Genomic DNA, 17,492 nt, shown 5'->3' with positions numbered 1-17,492 from the left:
CTGGCCAGCGCGGGCGGCGTGCAACGCTGGTGCCTGGAGCAGGGCCTCGGCTTCGCCGCTGGCCCGGTCCACGACCCAACATCGATCCGGGTACCCATCGTGCCCGCCGCCGCAGTGTTCGACCTCGGCCGCGGCGGCGACGTACACGCCCACCCAGACGCCGAACTGGGCTACGCCGCAGCCAGTTCAGCCCGTGACCACACGCCGCGGGGCGTGATCGGGGCCGGCACCGGCGCCATGGCCGCCCGCGGCACCCTGAAGGGCGGCATCGGCACCGCGTCCATCACGCTGCCCGGCGGCGTGATGGTCGGCGCCCTCGCCGTACTCAACGCCATGGGCTCCCCGCTCGACCACACCACCGGCGCCCTGCTCGGCACCGCCTTCGTCCCGCCCGGCCTACCCCGCCCCACTCCCCCGAGCGCCGCCGAAAACGCGGTCTACCTAGCCGAACTCACCGCCGCAGCAGAAACCGCCGCCACCAACACCACCCTCGCCGTCGTAGCCACCAACGCCGCCCTCGACCCGGCCCGGGCCCGCCGCACCGCCACCGCCGCCCACGACGGCCTCGCCCGCTCCCTCGCCCCCGCCCACACCCTGCTCGACGGCGACACGGTGTTCGCCCTGGCCACAGGTCAGGTCGAGGTCGACTTCGGCACCCTGATCGCAGTCCAGGCCGCGGCCGCAGACGCAGTGATGCTCGCGGTGATGGATGCGACGCTGGAGGCGAACGGCGTGGACCAGACCGCCTTCGGCGGACTGAGCGCGCCCTCCTACCGAGACCGCTTCCCCTCGTTCACCTTCTGAACCGGACCGCACACTCGGGCTCCGCCCTTCGACCTTCACTCCGGCCAAGCACGATCTTGTGAAATTGCCGCGCCACACCCACGACAACTTCACAAAATCCAGAAAAGCCCGCCCCTTCACCAGGAACCGTGCGTTCGAAAGCTGGCTCTCACCAGGCCGCGGGACGAACGAAGAGCGGCCCCTCTTCGGAAGGCAGCCCGAACGATCTACAACCTGAAGTCGCCACCACGCGCTGAATCGGTTGCCGCCCCGCGCCAGCTGCCCGTAACCATTTGGCGAACTCTGGCATATGCGTAACGTTTGCCCGCCCGAACGTTACACATCTGCTCGCCAAGCCCTACACAAGTCCGCCGCTCCGGCAGCCCCGCTCAAAACTTGACCGACTGTGCAGCGGCCACGCTTCGGCGCGCCCCCGACTCCCGCCCACTCGTCACGCTTTCCGGCTCCGGCTCCGGCTCCGACGTCGTCTGCGGCTGCGGCTGCGGCTGCGGCTGCGGCTGCGTGGCCTGGCCTGGCCTGGCCTGGCCTGGGCTGGGGGTCGCTGAGCGAGCGGCATGCGTGATCAGCCCAGCCCAGGCCCACCTGCCCCACCCCGCAACGGCCGGCCGAACAGAGGCCGACGCATGAACCCGCCACGAATCCCGGCTACCCCTGACGCCTTTCCGGCTCCGAACTCAACCGCAGCCAAGTTCCCAAGACCAGCTCACAAGCACACCCGCTCGACAACCCCTGCCCAACACCCGACCACCCCGCAAACGGCCAACCGAGCAGAAGCCGACGCCTGAACCCGTCACAAGTCCCGGCTATCCCACGCGCCTTTCCGGCAGCGAGCCCAACCGCAGCCGAGTGACCAAGACTGACTCAAAAGCCCACCGGCCCGAAGCCTCCGCCCTAAGCCTGGCCCACGGCGCAACGGCCGACTGCGAACACTGACCGACGCATCGACTCCCCACGAATCCCGTCTACCCCCGCGCCTTTCCGGCACTGAACTCAACCGCAGCCGCGTAACTAGGACCAGCTCACAGGCACACCTGCGACAACCCCTGCCCAACACCCCACCACCCGACAAACGGCCCGACCGTGCAGTAGCCGACGCATGAACCCGCCACGAATCCCTGCTACCCCTCGCGCTTTTCCGGCACCGAGCCCAACCGCAGCCGTGTGACCAAGACCGACTCATGAGCATGCCGACCCGGCATCCTCTGTCCGACACCTGACCACCGTGCAACGGCCGACCGAGCAGTGACCGACGTATTAACTCGCCACGAATCCCGGCTACGCCTCGCGCTTTTCCGGCTTCGAGGTCGATGGCAAACGGGTGAGCCAAGACCGAATCACAGGCAAGCTGGCCAGGCAGCCTCTGCCTCGCACCTGACCACCACCCGCAACGGCCGGTGCATCGACCGGCCGCGACTCCTGGCTACTCGTCGCGCTTTTCCGGCTCCGAGGTCGGCTGCGGCTGGGTGGCCTGGGCCTGCTCGCGGGCGCGCTGTTCGGCGGCCTCCCGCTCGGCCTGCTGGCGGCGGTGCTTCTCGGCGGCCTCACGGTCGGCGGCTTCGCGTTCTTCGGCGCGCCTGCGCTCGATCATCTCGCTGTAGGTGGGGCCGGTGGGGGCCGGCTGCGGCACGTCCTGCGGGGCAGGCTGGCCGGGCTGACCCGGCTGGCTGTACTGGCCGGGGCCGGGCTGACCCGGGGTGCCGTACTGACCGGGGGCAGGCTGGCCCGGGGTGCCGTACTGGCCGGGGGCGGGCTGACCCGGCTGGCCGTACTGACCGGGGGCGGGCTGACCGGGCTGGTTGTACTGGCCAGGGCCGGGCTGACCGGGGGCGGGCTGGCCGTAGGGGCCGGGCTGCTGGGGGCTGCCCCAGGGCTGGCCCCACTGGTTCTGCGGCGGGTAGGGCTGGCCGTGCTGCTGCTGGGGGTGCTGCTGCTGGGGGTACTGCCCGGGGTAGGGCTGGTGCATCGGGGAGACGGTGGTGTCGGGGCGGTCGGGGCGGCTGCGGGGGCCGCCCTCGTCGGCCAGCTTGCCCAGCAGCTGACGCGCTGCCCCGGCCTGCTCGCTGAGGCACAGCACCCGGTACTCCCCTGCCACGATCTGGCTGGTGGAGGTGAAGTCGCGGCGGCCGCCGGTGAACGCGTAGGAGATCAGGCCGAACAGGCCGCCGAAGGCCGCACCGATCAGCATCGCGGCCAGCACGCTGAAGCCCTCGGCGCTGCCGAACAGAGAGATCAGCAGCCCGACGAAGAGACCGAACCAGGCGCCCGAGAGCATGCCCGCGATCGCCACCCGGGAGTAGGTGAGGCGGCCGGTGACCCGCTCGACCATCTGCAGGTCGACCCCCACGATGGTGACCGCCTGGACCGGGAAGTGGTTGTCGGACAAGTAGTCGACAGCACGCTGCGCCTCGACGTACGTGGCGTACTGCGCGATGGTGTCGCCACGGGGCGGGGTGGGCAGCCCGGTCTGCGACTGCGACCGGAGCGAACTGAGGTTCGACATGGTGATCATTCTCCCCGATCCCGCGGCCCCGGCGCATCCGCGCCCGGGACCACCGGGATCTCTTCAGGTGACTCGCAGTGTTCAACGACCGGAGCCGCCCGGGGAGTTTCCGCCCAGGCCGGTTGTCAGCCGAAGGCGGAATCCGCCCGCGTCAGGAGGTCGCGGCCTTGGCCGAGCCCTTCTCGGTGGTCTCGCCCGTGGTGCTCAGCACGCCACCGGCGTTCTCCAGGTGGGCCCGGACGAACCAGTGGAACTGCTCGATCTCGTGCAGGTGCCCGATCAGCAGGTCGTTGGTGACGTCGTCGAGCTCCTCGGTCTCCTCGGCCGCCTTACGGATGCTCTGGATCACACCGACGTACACCGCGTCGAGGGCGGCCAGGTGCTCGATCGCACCGGCCCGGCCGATCGAGTAGTCGTCCCAGTCGCGCTGCTCCACCAGGGCGCCGGGGGTGCCCTGCGGCGAGCTGCCCAGGGTGGCGATCCGCTCGGCCACGTCGTCGGCGTAGCCCCGGATCGTCTCGACCTGCGGGTCGATCATCTCGTGGACCGAGATGAAGTTCGGCCCGACCACGTTCCAGTGCACGTGCTTCAGCGTCAGGTGCAGGTCGTTGTAGGTGTTCAGGATGCGCTGCAGCGCGGCGGCGGTGGCCGCACCCTGCTCGATGGTCAGGCCCGGCACCGTGTAGCTGGGCGTGCCCTGGAACGCGTCCGGCTGGTTCGGGCTGATCTGCGTCGTGGTGAGCTGTTCCTTGCTGCTGGTGGAAGAGGTCGTGGTAGCCATGCGAAAAACGCTATGACCGCTGTCGTTAGCACGCAGGTCGAGACGCCGGGCGCTCAGCGGGCGTACTCCTCCAGCAGCCGGCGGCCGATCACCATCCGCTGCACGTCGGCCGTGCCCTCGCCGATCAGCAGCATCGGGGCCTCCCGGTAGAGCCGCTCGATCTCGTACTCGCGCGAGTAGCCGTAGCCGCCGTGGATCCGGAACGCGTCCTCCACCACCTGGCTGCAGTACTCGGCGGCCAGGTACTTGGCCATGCCCGCCTCGAGGTCGTTGCGGGCGCCGGCGTCCTTCACCCGGGCCGCCCGGACCATCATCTGGTGCGCCGCCTCGACCTTCACCGCCATCTCGGCGAGCCGGAACTGCACCGCCTGGTGGTCGGCGATGCGCCGGCCGAAGCTCTCCCGCACCTGGGCGTAGTCGATGGCGAGCTGGAAGGCGCGCAGAGCCACCCCGCAGGCCCGGGCGGCCACGTTCACCCGGCCCACCTCGACCCCGTCCATCATCTGGTAGAAACCCCGCCCCGTGACCCCGCCGAGGATCTGCTCCTGACCCGTGCGCCACCCGTCCATGATCAGTTCGGTGGTGTCGACACCCTTGTAACCCATCTTGTCGATCTTGCCCGGCACGCTCAGGCCGGGCGCCACCTCGCCGAACCCGGGCTCCTTCTCGACCAGGAACGTGGTCATCCCCCCGTACCCCTCGCCGGTCCGGGTCAGCACCGCCACCAGGTTGGCCGAGGCGCCGTTGGTCAGCCACATCTTCTGCCCGGTGAGCGACCAGCCCGCACCCTCCGGCACCGCCCGGGTGCGGATCGCCGCGACGTCGGACCCACAGTGCGGCTCGGACATCGAGAAGGCCCCCCGCACCTCTCCGGTGGCCATCCGGGGCAGGTAGCGCCGCTTCTGCTCGTCGGTGCCGTGCTGCTGAAGCATCCAGGCGACGATGAAGTGGGTGTTGACGATGCCCGAGACGCTCATCCAGCCCCGGGAGAGCTCCTCGACCACCAGGGCGTAGGTCAGCAGCGACTCCCCGAGCCCGCCGTACTCCTCGCCGATGGTCAGGCCGAAGACGCCCATCTGCCGCAGGCCCTCGACGATCTGCGTGGGGTACTCGTCGCGGTGTTCCAGCTCGGTGGCGACCGGGAGGATGCGCTCGTCGACGAAGGCCCGGACGGTGCGCAGGATCTCCCGCTGCTCGTCGCTCAGTCCCTCGGTGCTCTGCAGACGCCCCATTGCTTCTGCTCCCGTCACTTGGCCGGACTTTGTACGGCCAAATGTACGTCCGCTCACCCGAACGGGTGCACACGCTACGAATGTGAGCGACACCACTTCGTAACGCGGCGGCTCCTGCAGGTGACCGTTGAGTAGCAGGAATTCGGGCCGCAGGCTGCAGGTTCCCCCTAGGCGTGGCCCGACCCGGCCGCCCGACCAGTGACGCGGCGAGACCAAAGCAGCGCTTTGGTCGTCCCAAATCCTGGACTTGCTCGTTGACGATCCCGTTATGTGAACGTACGGTCAAGAAAACCATCCAGAGCGGCCGAGAGACCTGGCTCCAGGACGCCGCAGCAACCACCCGCCCCACCCGGGGCGGCGCCGGTGCTACCGCCAGGACCGATGGAGGAGAACATGCCAGCGCAGGTGTCGCCCCGAGGTTCCACGATCAGCTCCGCCCCCCGGCCGAGCCTGACCCGACGGGCCTACGTCGACCTGCTCCGGACCGCGAGCGCAGCCTGTCGGTGACCTAGCCGGCCCGATCCGCGCTCGCCCCACTGGAACACCAGCACGTCACCCCCCGGTGACGCCGCGACAGTCCGCGGCCTCCGGCGGCTGGCGCACGCGGTTCTGGGGTGCGCGCACCACAACCCGTCATCAGACCGTCACCCGGAGGAACCGCTCGTGAGCACCGACACCGCGCAGATCGGCGCCGGTACCGTCTTCCCGCCCCGACCCAAGCGCTCGGAGGGCCAGTGGGCCCTGGGCGAGACCACCCCGCTCACCCCGAACGAGGAGTGGAAGGCCAAGGAGGGCGGCCTGGCCGTCAAGGACCGGGTCTTCGAGACGTACGCGAAGCAGGGTTTCGACAGCATCCCCGGGGACGACCTGAGGGGCCGGATGCGCTGGTGGGGTCTGTACACCCAGCGGCGTCCGGGGATCCCGGGCGGGCGGACCACCTCGCTGGAGCCGCACGAGCTGGACGACGAGTACTTCATGCTCCGGGTGCGCACCGACGGCGGTGCCGTCGACCTGAGGCAGCTGCGCACACTCGCCGACATCTCCACCCGTTACGCGCAGGACACCGCCGACGTCACCGACCGGCAGAACATCCAGTACCACTGGATCCGGATCGAGGACATGCCCGAGATCTGGACCCGGCTGGGCGATGCGGGTCTGATCACCACCGACGCCTGCGGGGACACCCCGCGCGTGATCCTCGGCTCGCCGGTCGCCGGAGTGGCCGCCGACGAGATCATCGACGGCACGCCCGCGGTGGAGAAGATCCGGGAACTGTTCGTCGGGGACGAGGAACTGCAGAACCTGCCGCGTAAGTTCAAGACGGCGATCAGCGGCAACCCCAACCAGGACGTGGCCCACGAGATCCACGACGTGGCCTTCGTCGGGGTCGTGCACCCCGAGCACGGGCCAGGTTTCGACCTGTGGGTGGGCGGCGGGCTCTCGACCAACCCGATGCTCGGCAAGCGGCTGGGCGCCTGGGTGCCGCTGGACGAGGTGCCCGACGTCTGGCACGGCGTGATCAAGATCTTCCGGGACTACGGCTACCGCCGGCTGCGCTCCCGGGCCCGGCTGAAGTTCCTGATGGCCGACTGGGGCCCGGACGTGTTCCGTGAGGTGCTCGAGCAGGAGTACCTGGGCCGCAAGCTGATCGACGGCCCGGCGCCGGAACTGCCGAAGGGCCGGCACGACCACGTGGGCGTGCACCGGCAGAAGAACGGCAAGTTCTACGTCGGGGTGGCCCCGGTGGTCGGCCGGATCAGCGGCACGGTGCTGGCGAAGCTGGCCGACGCGGCCGAGGCGGCGGGCAGCGACCGGCTGCGGTTCACCCCGCAGCAGAAGATCGTGATCCTCGACGTGGTCGCCTCGAAGGTGCCCGACCTGCTCGACGCGCTCGAGGAGATCGGGCTCACGGCCCGGGCCTCGGCGTTCCGGCGGGGCACCATGGCATGCACCGGGATCGAGTTCTGCAAGCTCGCGATCACCGCCACCAAGTCCACCGCCACCACCCTGGTGAGCGAACTCGAGAACCGGCTGGCCGACGTCCCCGAACTGTTCACCCTGGACGGCCCGGGCCTGACGATCAACATGAACGGCTGCCCGAACTCCTGCGCCCGGGCCCAGATCGCCGACATCGGCCTGAAGGGTGTGCAGTTGCCGAACCCGGCCGACCCGCAGGGCGAGACGGTCGACGGCTTCCAGATCCACCTCGGCGGCGGGCTCGGCGCGCACGCCGGTTTCGGCCGCAAGGTGCGCGGTCTGAAGACCACGGCGGCCGACCTGCCCGACTTCGTCGAGCGGATCGTGCGCACCTGGCTGAAGCAGCGCACCGACGACGAGTCGTTCGCGGCCTGGGTGGTCCGGGCCGACGAGGCGGACCTGAAGTGAGCTCGGACGCGCGGACGGTTCCCTACTGCTGCCCGTTCTGCGGTGAGGAGGACCTGCGGCCGGTCGCCTCCGGATCGGTCGACGGCCTCACCCGCGGTGGCTGGCACTGTCGTAACTGCCTGCGCGTCTTCAGCCTCTCGTTCCACGGACTGCACCGTCCGGAGCAGCTCGGAACCCCTGTTCCCGGTACACGTTCCACGCCCGCAGGGTCCCCCGGCCCTCGCACTGGAGAGTGACATCATGATCGGATCCCTGATCAGCCGGCCCGAGGACGTCGCGGCCGCGCTCGAGGAAGACCCGCGTGCCTTCGCGGCCGAGGCCAACCGGGTGCTCGAGGGCGCCGACCCGCTCACCGTGCTGGGCTGGGCCGGAAAGGCTTTCGGCAAGAGCCTGGTGATCACCGCGTCGATGGGCGACACCGTGCTGGCGCACCTGACCTCGCGGGCGGTGCCGGGCACCGACATGCTCTTCGTCGACACCGGCTACCACTTCGCCGAGACGGTCGGCACCGCGGCCGCGGTCCAGCACTCCTACCCGCTGCGGATGCTCAGCATCCGCCCCAAGGAGTCGGTGCAGGAGCACGAGGCGCAGCGCGGAAAGCTGTACCAGACCAACCCGGACGCCTGCTGCGCCATGCGAAAGGTCGCCCCGCTGAACAATGCTCTGCGGGGTTACCGGGCCTGGGCCACCGGTCTGCGGCGCAGCGAGTCCGAGGCCCGCGCCAACACCCCGATCGTGCAGTGGGACGCCAAGCGCGACCTGCTCAAGCTGGCGCCGATCGCGACCTGGACCGACGAGGACGTGGACGCCTACCAGGACGCCCACCCCGAGGTGCTGAGCAATCCCTTGCTGCAGATGGGTTATCGCTCGATCGGGTGCGGTCCCTGCACCCGCGCGGTGGCGCCGGGTGAGGACGCCCGGGCCGGCCGCTGGGCCGGGCGCGCCAAGTCGGAGTGCGGAATTCACCTGTAGTAAAACGAATGTGGGACGTCGGTGAGCCGACCGCTCGGAGGCTCACCGACGTCCCACATTTGTTTTTGTTTCGGTTCAGTGCTTCTGCTTACCCAGCTCACGGTCGAACTCGGTGTCGAAACGCTCGAGGATGACCTGGATCTCGGGGCGGGCCAGCGCCTCCTCGACCCGCTCGACGCTCTCGCCCACCTCGCCCTGCGGCTTCAGTTCGGCGTCGGTGACCTTCTCGTCCTCCGGCTTGCCGAACGTGTTCCGGGCGAACTTGACCGCGGCCGGGGTGAGCTTGCGACCCTGGGACAGCCCGTCGGCGATGGCGGCCGAGAGCAGCCGCAGGTCCATCCCCTGCAGCGCCTCGTCGTAGGCCCGCCGCACCAGCCGGGCCTCGTCCTTGCGCCGGTCCTCTTCGGTCTGGTCGCTCAGGTAGCCCTGGGCCAGGGCGCGGTGCACCGCGCGGGAGAGCAGCACGACCTTCATCACGTCGGTCGGCACCCCCTTCACCGCGCCGAAGATCTTCACGTACTTGCGCACCGGGAAGAGGATCACCCGGCGCGGCACCGAGCGCACGTACTTCATCGCCTCGTGGAAGACCCCGCCCGCGTCGGCCCCCTCGTAGAGCGCCGCCACCTGCCGGGAGGGGTAGCTGCGGCCGCCGGCGCGCAGCGTGCGGACCACCGCGACCTGGGTGGCGCGCAGATGGATCGCGTCGTCGAGCAGCGGCACCGGGACGAACCGGGTGGCGGCCACGGCGATGCCGCAGACCACGGCCTGGCCGACCAGGGACGCGGGTGGCTTCACGGCCTCTGCACTCATGTCGTTCAACCTACTCGCGGATGAGGGGGCAGCATGTCAGCGTGGACAACGCACCCGAATCGCACCCGGTTCCGGCGCTGCCGCATCCCTTGACGGGGCAGCGTTTCCCATCTCCGGTGCCACCCGGCACCGGCTGGCCCGAGGATCCGGCCACCGCCGACACCCCGGTAGCCCGCCGCGACTCGTCCGTACGCAGGCTTTCCCGCGGCTCAGGAAACCTTGCCGAGCTCGAGGCGCGGCAGTCGGTCTGCGCTGCCTGCCCCCGGCTGGTGAGCTGGCGGGAGGAAGTTGCCCGTACGGGTCGGCGCGCCTACCGAGGGCAGCCCTACTGGGGGCGGCCGATTCCCGGCTGGGGCGATCCGCTGGCCTCCCTGCTCGTGGTGGGCCTCGCTCCGGCCGCCCACGGGGGTAACCGCACCGGCCGCGTGTTCACCGGAGACCGTTCCGGCGACTGGATCTTCGCGGCCTTGCATCGGGCCGGTTACGCGTCGCAGGAGCGCAGCGAGATCGCCGGGGACGGGCAGTCGCTGTCCGGAGTGCGTATCGCCGCCCCAGTGCGCTGCGCGCCGCCGGACAACAAACCGCTGCCGTCGGAGCGGGATGCCTGCGCGCCGTGGCTGGACCGGGAATTGGAACTACTGCCGCACCTACGGGTGATGCTGGCCCTCGGTACCTTCGCCTGGGACAGCGCCCTGCGGGCCGCCCGGCGGGCAGGCTGGACGGTCCCCGTGCCCCGACCTCGCTTCGGGCACGGCGCCCAGGTGGAACTGCTCCGGCCCGGAGCCCCCGGGATCTGGCTGGTGGGCTGCTACCACGTCTCCCAGCAGAACACCTTCACCGGCCGGCTCACCGAGGAGATGCTCGACTCGGTGATCGCCCAGGCCGGCGCCCTGACCCGCTCGTGACCCGCTGTCCGACAAGGAGAATCGATGATCCGCCCCCGCCGCTCTGCGCTCTACATGCCCGGTGCGAACGAGCGTGCCCTGGAGAAGGCCAAGTCCATCCCCGCCGACGTGCTGGTGCTCGATCTGGAGGACGCCGTTGCGCCGGACGCCAAAGCGGCTGCCCGAGAGCGGGTCTGTGCCCTGGTGGCCGACCGTGCGTACGGGGAACGGGAAGTGGTGATCCGGGTGAATGCTCCCGGAACCCCTTGGCACGCCGACGATCTGCGGGCGGTGGCGCAGGCCGGCCCATCGGCGGTGTTGCTTCCGAAGGTCTCCACCCCACAGACCGTGCTTGAGGTCGAACAGGCCCTGGGCCCGGGGCCGGAGATCTGGGCGATGCTGGAGACCCCGGCGGCGGTGCTGGCAGCCCCGCAGATCGCCGCTGCCTCGGAGCGGCTCCCAGTGCTCGTGCTCGGCACCAACGACCTGGCCAACGAACTGCGGGCCGAGCCCGTCCCCGGCCGGGCGCCGCTGCTCACCGCGCTGAGCCTGGCCCTGCTCGGGGCCCGGGCGGCGGGCAAGGTGATCCTCGACGGGGTCTACAACGACCTGAAAGACCCGGCCGGTTTCGAGGCCGAGTGCGTGCAGGGGCGTCAGCTCGGGTTCGACGGCAAGACGCTGATCCATCCCTCCCAGGTGGAGCCGTGCAACCGGGTGTTCGCGCCCTCGGCCGAGCAGGTCGCCGAGAGCCGCGAGATCCTGGCCGCCTGGGACGAGGCGCTCGCCGAAGGACGAGGGGTGGCCACCGTGCGCGGGCGCCTGGTGGAGAACCTGCACGTGGCGAACGCGCAGCGGATCCTGGCGATGGCCGAGGCCCTGACCTGAGCGCCCTGGCCTGAGGGCGGGTCAGGGTTCGCGGCGCGCCCGCACCACCACCACGAGCCCCAGCAGCATCAGCACAGCTCCGGGCACCACCGCCGGGGGCGGCGCCTCGCCCAGCCAGACCCAGGCCAGCAGCGCCGCCCCGGGCACCTCCAGCAGGATGGCCAGGGCCAGGGGCGTGGGCCCGACCACCGGCAGGGCGGCGTTGAAGAAGGTGTGTCCCAGGACCTGCGCACCCAGGGTCAGCACACCGATCTCGATCCAGGTGCGGGTGCTGAAACCGGTGAGCCCGGTACCGGTCAGGAACGCCACCGGCAGCATCACCAGGGCGCACGAGGCGTAGGCGACGAGGGTGTAGAGCGCCGGGGTGGTGGTCCGCATGACCCGCTGCCCGGCCAGCACGTAGCCCACCATGGCCAGGGCCGACAGCAGCGAGAGGGCGTCCCCGGCGAGAGCCTGCGGCGAGCGCCCGGCGTCCACCCCGGTGATCGCCACCACGCCGGTCATCGAGACCGCGACCCCGATCAGCACCGGCCGGGGTACCGGCACCCGCCGGAAGAGGTCGATGGCCACCAGGAAGACCGGTGTGGTGGAGACCAGGGCGGTGGCGGCGGCCACGCTGCTCAGCCGCAGGCCGGCGAACCAGGTGGTGAAGTGGACGGCCAGCACCACTCCGGAGAACACCGACAGGCGCAGCGCTTCGGGGGTGAGCCGGCTGCGCGGGCCGAGCAGCGCCCAGGTGCCGCTGACCCCGGCGCCGACCAGGTTGCGCCAGAACGCGATCGCCACCACCGGGGCCAGGGTGGAGGCGGTCAGCGGGGCCGATATCGAGACCCCGAGCACGCCGATCGCGACCAGGGTCCAAGCACGCAGGACAGTCACAGGAACCTCTCGCGGGCCCGCAAGTCACGGCCGCGCGGTGATCAGGTCACGTCCCGGCCACAGCTCGGTAGCAGACCGCGCGGACCGGACGGAACGGCCAGATGGGTATGGCAGTCTCGCATCTGTGACCACCCACCCCGCGTCCGGCAACGGGCAGCAGTTGCGCCGCCCGCTGTCCCCGGTCGAGGCCGCCCTGGTGGCCGAGGCGTGCAGCCGGAGCGACGTGGTGTGGCTGAAACCCGCCGGAGCGGAGCGCTATCAGGCGGTCTGGCACACCTGGCACGACGACGCGGTGGCAGTGGTCTACGGCTCGGGCGAGCAGATGCTGCCGATGCTGAGCGGCGAGGTCGAGGTGATGGCCCGCAGCAAGGACACCGGCGCTGCGGTCATCGGATTCCTGGCCCACGTGGACACGCTCACCGCGCACACCCCGGAGTGGGACGCGGCTGCCACCGTGCTCTCGGCGGCCCGGCTGAACGCGGTCGACGTGGCCCAGCAACGGGAGCGGTGGGCCTCCGGCGCGATGATCGCGCTGCTGCGCCCGACCGCCGTCACGGTGGCCGCGGAGGGCGACGACGACACGCCTTCGGGTGCCATCGAGCCGCTCGGGGGCCCGGCCACCACCACCGGCCGCAGGCCCTTCCACTGGGGCGGGCGGTTGCGGCGGGCGCTGCGGCTGAGCCGGCGCCAGGAGAACGACCAGGACTGAGTCCGGTGACCGGCGCCACCCGTTTCCCGGCGCGCCGATTCGAAACCGTCCACCTAGTCTGAGGCGCGTGAGCGCTGCCGCGAATCGCGTGTTCGTCGCGCGGATGGCCGGGCTGGCCGTCTTCGATCCGCTCGGCGACCAGGTCGGCCGGGTCCGCGACGTCATCGTCATGTTCCGCCCCGGCAAGCCGACCCGCGTGGTCGGGCTGGTGGTCGAGGTGGTCGGCCGCCGCCGGGTGTTCCTGCCGATGACCCGGGTGACCAACATCGACGCCGGTCAGGTGATCACCACCGGGCTGGTCAACATGCGCCGCTTCGAGCAGCGCCCGACCGAGACGCTGGTCCTGGGCGAGCTGCTCGACCGCACCGTCACGTTCCGGGAGGACGGCGGCCAGGTCACCATCGAGGACGTGGCCATGCAGGCCAACCGGGCCAAGGAGTGGCGGCTGTGCCGGGCCTACGTGCGCCGGGTGCGGCAGGGCCGGTTCGCCCGCAAGGGTGAAGCCTTCGTCGTCGACATCGACGCGCTGGAGGGCTTCGGCATCGTCGAGGAACGCCAGGGCGCGGCCAACCTGCTGGCCGCCTTCGACGGGCTGAAGGCCGCCGACCTGGCCGAGGTGATCCACGAACTGGCCCCCAAGCGCCGCCACGAGGTGGCCTCGGCGCTGACCGACGACCGGCTCGCCGACGTGCTGGAGGAACTGCCCGAGGAGGTCCAGGTCGAGCTGCTGACCGAGCTGGAGTCGGGCCGGGCGGCCGACGTGCTCGAGGCGATGCAGCCCGACGACGCCGCCGACCTGCTCTCCGAACTGCCGCTGGACCAGCGCGACCAACTGCTGGAACTGATGGAGCCGGACGAGGCCGAGGACGTGCGCCGGCTGCTGGCCTACGGCGACGACACGGCCGGTGGCCTGATGACCCCCGAGCCGGTGGTGCTGCCGCCGGACGCGGCGATCGCCGAGGCGCTGGCCCGGGTGCGGCGGGCCGAGCTGTCCTCCGCGCTGGCTGCCGCGGTGTTCGTCTGCCGGCCCCCGCTGGAGACCCCGACCGGCAAGTTCCTCGGCATGGTGCACATCCAGCGGATGCTCCGCGAGCCGCCGTCCCAGCTGCTCGGCCGGATCGTGGACAAGGACGTGAAGAGCCTGCCCGCCGACGCCACGCTGGAGCAGGTGGCCCGGCACCTGGCGCACTACAACCTGGTCTCGGTGCCGGTCACCGACGCCCAGGGCCGGCTGATCGGCGCGGTCACCGTCGACGACGTCCTGGACCACCTGCTGCCCGACCACTGGCGGGAGGATCCGGCCGACCTGCGCGACGTCGGTATGACCGGGGAGATCCCGCGTGTCGGCTGAGAGCAGGAAGAGCGTCCGTAAGCCGGCCGAGCGCCGCAAGCCGGCCGAGCGCCGCAAGCCGGCCGAGCGCCGTAAACCGGCCGACGCCCGGCCCGTCGAGCGAGAACGCGAACGCGACGAGCCGGGCGGTCTGAGCAGCCGCCTGAAGCGCTGGCAGCAGCAGTTCGTCTCCGGGTTCGAGAGCCGCGGCAGCGAGCTGGACACCCCGCTGGACGCCTCCCGGCGCAACCGGCGCAGCGGGCCCCCGGTCGACGCCGAGCGGTTCGGCCGGGCCTCGGAGAAGTTCGCCCGGTTCATGGGCACGGCCACGTTCCTGGTCGGCATGTCGGTGTTCGTGTTCGGCTGGCTGACCTGGAACTGGCTGGCCCCGGAGAACCTGCAGTTCGACCCGCGCCGGCTGAACTTCACGCTGATGACCCTGATCCTGAGCCTGCAGGCCTCCTACGCGGCGCCGCTGATCCTGCTGGCCCAGAACCGGCAGGCCGACCGCGACCGGGTGGCCGCCGAGCAGGACCGGGACCGGGCCGAGCGGGCGCTGGCCGACACCGAGTACCTGGCCCGGGAGGTGGCCGCCCTGCGGATCGCGCTGGGCGAGGTGGCCACCCGGGACTTCGTCCGCTCCGAACTGCGCAGCCTGCTCGAGGAGTACCGGCCGGCCGGTGACGGCGAGGAGAAACCCCGCTCGGCCAAGAAGAAGAGCACAGCCGGCAAGACCCCGAAGTCACCGAAAGAAGTCAGGCCGGCCTCGAACGGCTCACCCAACGGCACCCGGCCGGCCCCGGCCGGAACCGCTCGCGACGGTGTGCAGCCGGAGGATCACCGTTCCGGCTTAACAAACGACGCAGTGGTGCCGACAGAGAGTTCGTGACGACGACCCCTCCGGGCGCCGGGGTGAATGCCGGCGTACCTCGCCAGCCCGGTCCGTCGCCACAGGCTGGGCGACGCCGGCTGGGCGACGTGCTGGTCGAGTCCGGGCTGCTGAAGCCCGAGCAGCTCGAGCACGCGCTGAACGAGCAGCGTCGCCCGGACGCCCCCCGGCGCCGGCTCGGCCAGGTGGTCTCCGACCTCGGCTACGCCACCGAGCGCGACGTCGCCGAGGCCCTGGCCAAGTTGCTGGGCCTGCAGATCGTCGACCTCTCGCGCACGATGCCGGCCCCCGACGTGGTGCGCCTCCTGCCCCGCGCGGTCGCCGAGCGCACCCGCGTCCTGGTGCTCGACCGCACCCCCAAGGGCCTGCTGGTGGCCGCCACCGACCCGACCAACGTGCTCGCGCTGGACGACGTGAAGCTGTACACGCGCAGCGCGGACATCACCGTGATGGTGGCCACCGACAGCCAGATCCGCGACCAGCTGGCCCGGGCCTGGTCGCTGGGCTCGGACTCGGCCGCGGTCTCGATGGCCGAGGAGAGCGTCGAGGAGGACGAGGCCGACCTCTCCTCGATGGGCGCGACCGACGACGACGCGCCGATCGTCAAGCTGGTGAACCGGATCTTCGGTGACGCCGTGCGGCTGCGGGCCTCCGACATCCACGTCGAGGTGCAGCGCGACGTGCTGCGGGTGCGCTACCGGATCGACGGCGTGCTGCGTGACGTGATGAACGCACCGCGCCGGATCGCCACCTCGGTGATCAGCCGGATCAAGATCATGTCGGGTCTGGACATCTCCGAGCGCCGGATCCCGCAGGACGGCCGCACCCGGATCGTGGTCGAGACCATGGCGATCGACTGCCGGATCAGCACGCTGCCCAGCCTGCACGGCGAGAAGGTGGTCATCCGGCTGCTGACCCGCGGCGACGAGGTGCCCAGCCTGGCCGCGCTGGGGTTCGAGCCCCGGCAGCTGGCCGACTTCGAGGCCTCGCTGAACGTGCCGCAGGGGCTGGTGCTGATCACCGGCCCGACCGGCTCGGGCAAGACCAACACCCTGTACTCCGCGATCGCGCAGATCAGCGATCCGGAGAAGAACATCGTCACGCTCGAGGACCCGGTCGAGGTGCAGCTGCCGGGGATCACCCAGGTCGGTGCGAACGCCAAGATCGGGATGACCTTCGCGGCCGGCCTGCGCTCGATCCTGCGGCAGGACCCGGACATCATCCTGGTCGGTGAGGTCCGGGACGAGGAGACCGCCGAGCTGGCGCTGACCGCCTCGATCACCGGTCACCTGGTGCTGACCACGCTGCACACCAACTCCGCGGTGGCCGCACTGACCCGGCTGGTCGACATGGGGGTCGAGCCGTTCCTCGTGGCGTCGTCGCTGACCTGCGCGATCGCCCAGCGGCTGGTGCGCACGCCGTGCGCGAACTGCATCGCCCCCTACCGGCCCGACGCCGACACGCTGACCGTGCTCGGGCTGCTGCCCAGCGACCTCGAGGGGGCCACCCCGATGAAGGGCACCGGCTGCCCGGAGTGCGGCGGCACCGGCTACAAGGGCCGGACCGCCGTGTACGAGGTGCTGGTGGTGGACAGCACCATGCGCAAGGTGCTGATGACCGACGCCAGCGAGTCGGCGATCTCCGCGGCCGCGCGCAAGGCCGGGATGTCCACCCTGCGGATGTCCGGCCTGCAGAAGGCCCGGGAGGGCAAGACCACCTACGAAGAGGTCGTCCGGGTCACGCACTCCGACAGCGGCGAGGTGCGGGCCTGCCCCGCGTGCGGCAAGCACGTCGAGGCGGACATGATCGTCTGCCCGTACTGCGCGACCAACCTCGACCGGGGCCACTGCCAGAGCTGCGGAAGGACGGTCGAGCCGGACTGGAACACCTGCCCGTACTGCCGGGCCGGTCTACCTCACTAGCTGCGCTGCTTGATCAGCAGACCGAGCTGGTGGCCGACCTCCTCGGACAGCGCGCGCAGCTCCCGGACGTCCTCGTCGGCCCAGTTCCGGGGCTTGTGGTCGATCGCGCAGAGCGCCCCCACCACCTGGCCGTCGTCGCCGGCGACCAGCGGCACGCCCGCGTAGGCGATCACCCCGAGCTCCATGATCGCCAGGTTCTTCTTCACCAGCGGGTCGTCGTGGGCGTTGGCCACCACGAACGGCTCGCCCGAGGTGACCACGTGCTGGCAGAACGAGTGGGTCAGCGGCGTCCAGCGCTCGGACATCCACGGCTCGGCCAGCCCGAAGGCGCCGGGCAGGGCCTGGCCCTCCGTGTCGACCAGCGAGATCAGCGCCACCGGGCTGCCCAGGCGGTTCGCCGTGCGCAGGCACAGCTCGTCGAGGCCGGGTACTGCGCCCGCCGGTAGCGGGGATCGTGGCGGGAGCTCCACCACACCTCCAAGTTCGTACGCCCGGCCCGTTCCCCCAGCC

At 71.0% G+C, this 17,492-nt stretch carries 15 protein-coding genes; 9 read left to right on the top strand and 6 right to left on the bottom strand.

What is annotated here, in order from left to right:
- Window positions 1-804: P1 family peptidase (locus QSK18_RS09015; protein ID WP_285617740.1), on the top strand; the 804-nt coding region annotated here is incomplete at its 5' end.
- Window positions 805-2,224: 1,420 nt separating this feature from the next.
- Here the strand turns inward: QSK18_RS09015 and QSK18_RS09010 are convergent.
- The 3 genes from QSK18_RS09010 to QSK18_RS09000 all read right to left on the bottom strand — a co-directional run bounded on the left by QSK18_RS09010 (window position 2,225) and on the right by QSK18_RS09000 (window position 5,317).
- Complete coding sequence (locus tag QSK18_RS09010; RefSeq protein ID WP_285617739.1) at window positions 2,225-3,304, bottom strand: general stress protein; 1,080 nt, start codon at window positions 3,302-3,304, stop codon at window positions 2,225-2,227.
- A 151-nt stretch (window positions 3,305-3,455) separates the two neighbouring features.
- Entirely contained in the window at window positions 3,456-4,085 is a 630-nt protein-coding gene (locus tag QSK18_RS09005) for a Dps family protein (protein WP_285617738.1), read from the bottom strand.
- Between the two features lie 53 nt (window positions 4,086-4,138).
- Window positions 4,139-5,317 carry an acyl-CoA dehydrogenase family protein gene (locus QSK18_RS09000; RefSeq protein ID WP_285617737.1) on the bottom strand — a complete coding sequence of 393 codons (1,179 nt, stop codon included), beginning with the start codon at window positions 5,315-5,317 and terminating at the stop codon, window positions 4,139-4,141.
- A gap of 663 nt (window positions 5,318-5,980) precedes the next feature.
- On the opposite strand from QSK18_RS09000, the gene QSK18_RS08995 reads away from it, so the two are divergent.
- Both QSK18_RS08995 and QSK18_RS08990 read left to right on the top strand, forming a co-directional pair.
- Window positions 5,981-7,702 carry a nitrite/sulfite reductase gene (locus tag QSK18_RS08995; protein WP_232809238.1) on the top strand — a complete coding sequence of 574 codons (1,722 nt, stop codon included), beginning with the start codon at window positions 5,981-5,983 and terminating at the stop codon, window positions 7,700-7,702.
- Between the two features lie 240 nt (window positions 7,703-7,942).
- Window positions 7,943-8,674: a phosphoadenylyl-sulfate reductase gene (locus QSK18_RS08990; protein WP_285617736.1), complete on the top strand. Its 732-nt coding sequence runs from the start codon at window positions 7,943-7,945 to the stop codon at window positions 8,672-8,674.
- Window positions 8,675-8,749: 75 nt separating this feature from the next.
- Here QSK18_RS08990 and QSK18_RS08985 read toward each other — a convergent pair whose 3' ends face one another.
- Window positions 8,750-9,484, bottom strand: a complete 735-nt coding sequence (locus QSK18_RS08985; protein ID WP_232809240.1) for a hypothetical protein — start codon at window positions 9,482-9,484, stop codon at window positions 8,750-8,752.
- Window positions 9,485-9,525: 41 nt separating this feature from the next.
- Here QSK18_RS08985 and QSK18_RS08980 point away from each other — a divergent pair, with 41 nt between their 5' ends.
- Together QSK18_RS08980 and QSK18_RS08975 are read left to right on the top strand one after the other, a co-directional pair.
- Window positions 9,526-10,389: a uracil-DNA glycosylase gene (locus QSK18_RS08980; protein ID WP_285617735.1), complete on the top strand. Its 864-nt coding sequence runs from the start codon at window positions 9,526-9,528 to the stop codon at window positions 10,387-10,389.
- 24 nt (window positions 10,390-10,413) lie between these two features.
- A complete protein-coding gene (locus tag QSK18_RS08975; RefSeq protein WP_285617734.1) occupies window positions 10,414-11,253 on the top strand; it encodes an HpcH/HpaI aldolase/citrate lyase family protein in 840 nt (279 codons plus the stop codon).
- Between the two features lie 21 nt (window positions 11,254-11,274).
- Here QSK18_RS08975 and QSK18_RS08970 read toward each other — a convergent pair whose 3' ends face one another.
- Complete coding sequence (locus QSK18_RS08970) at window positions 11,275-12,132, bottom strand: DMT family transporter (RefSeq protein WP_232809243.1); 858 nt, start codon at window positions 12,130-12,132, stop codon at window positions 11,275-11,277.
- 124 nt (window positions 12,133-12,256) lie between these two features.
- On the opposite strand from QSK18_RS08970, the gene QSK18_RS08965 reads away from it, so the two are divergent.
- The 4 genes from QSK18_RS08965 to QSK18_RS08950 all read left to right on the top strand — a co-directional run bounded on the left by QSK18_RS08965 (window position 12,257) and on the right by QSK18_RS08950 (window position 16,982).
- Window positions 12,257-12,841: a hypothetical protein gene (locus QSK18_RS08965; protein ID WP_232809244.1), complete on the top strand. Its 585-nt coding sequence runs from the start codon at window positions 12,257-12,259 to the stop codon at window positions 12,839-12,841.
- Between the two features lie 67 nt (window positions 12,842-12,908).
- On the top strand, window positions 12,909-14,192 hold the full coding sequence (locus QSK18_RS08960; protein WP_232809245.1) for a magnesium transporter MgtE N-terminal domain-containing protein: 1,284 nt from the start codon (window positions 12,909-12,911) through the stop codon (window positions 14,190-14,192).
- Between the two features lie 196 nt (window positions 14,193-14,388).
- Window positions 14,389-15,060 carry a DUF1003 domain-containing protein gene (locus QSK18_RS08955; protein ID WP_352396502.1) on the top strand — a complete coding sequence of 224 codons (672 nt, stop codon included), beginning with the start codon at window positions 14,389-14,391 and terminating at the stop codon, window positions 15,058-15,060.
- Complete coding sequence (locus QSK18_RS08950; protein ID WP_232809247.1) at window positions 15,057-16,982, top strand: ATPase, T2SS/T4P/T4SS family; 1,926 nt, start codon at window positions 15,057-15,059, stop codon at window positions 16,980-16,982. The genes QSK18_RS08955 and QSK18_RS08950 overlap by 4 nt, the downstream gene beginning before the upstream one ends.
- Here QSK18_RS08950 and QSK18_RS08945 read toward each other — a convergent pair.
- The gene (locus QSK18_RS08945; RefSeq protein ID WP_285617733.1) at window positions 16,979-17,455 is read right to left on the bottom strand and encodes a GAF domain-containing protein; all 477 of its coding nucleotides are present in this window, start codon (window positions 17,453-17,455) and stop codon (window positions 16,979-16,981) included. The genes QSK18_RS08950 and QSK18_RS08945 overlap by 4 nt on opposite strands.
- Between the last annotated feature and the right edge of the window lie 37 nt (window positions 17,456-17,492).

Origin of the sequence: Kineosporia sp. NBRC 101677, assembly GCF_030269265.1 — a bacterium.
GTDB classification, from domain to species: domain Bacteria; phylum Actinomycetota; class Actinomycetes; order Actinomycetales; family Kineosporiaceae; genus Kineosporia; species Kineosporia rhizophila.
The sequence above is the reverse complement of the archived record's forward strand: the minus strand, read 5'-3'. Positions and strand labels throughout refer to the sequence as shown.

Excerpts from the sequence above, each read along its gene's own strand:
- QSK18_RS09010 (WP_285617739.1), bottom strand. The coding sequence starts at position 3,304 with ATGTCGAACCTCAGTTCGCTCCGGTCGCAGTCGCAGACCGGGCTGCCC.
- QSK18_RS09005 (WP_285617738.1), bottom strand. The coding sequence starts at position 4,085 with ATGGCTACCACGACCTCTTCCACCAGCAGCAAGGAACAGCTCACCACG.
- QSK18_RS09000 (WP_285617737.1), bottom strand. The coding sequence starts at position 5,317 with ATGGGGCGTCTGCAGAGCACCGAGGGACTGAGCGACGAGCAGCGGGAG.
- QSK18_RS08990 (WP_285617736.1), top strand. The coding sequence starts at position 7,943 with ATGATCGGATCCCTGATCAGCCGGCCCGAGGACGTCGCGGCCGCGCTC.
- QSK18_RS08985 (WP_232809240.1), bottom strand. The coding sequence starts at position 9,484 with ATGAGTGCAGAGGCCGTGAAGCCACCCGCGTCCCTGGTCGGCCAGGCC.
- QSK18_RS08975 (WP_285617734.1), top strand. The coding sequence starts at position 10,414 with ATGATCCGCCCCCGCCGCTCTGCGCTCTACATGCCCGGTGCGAACGAG.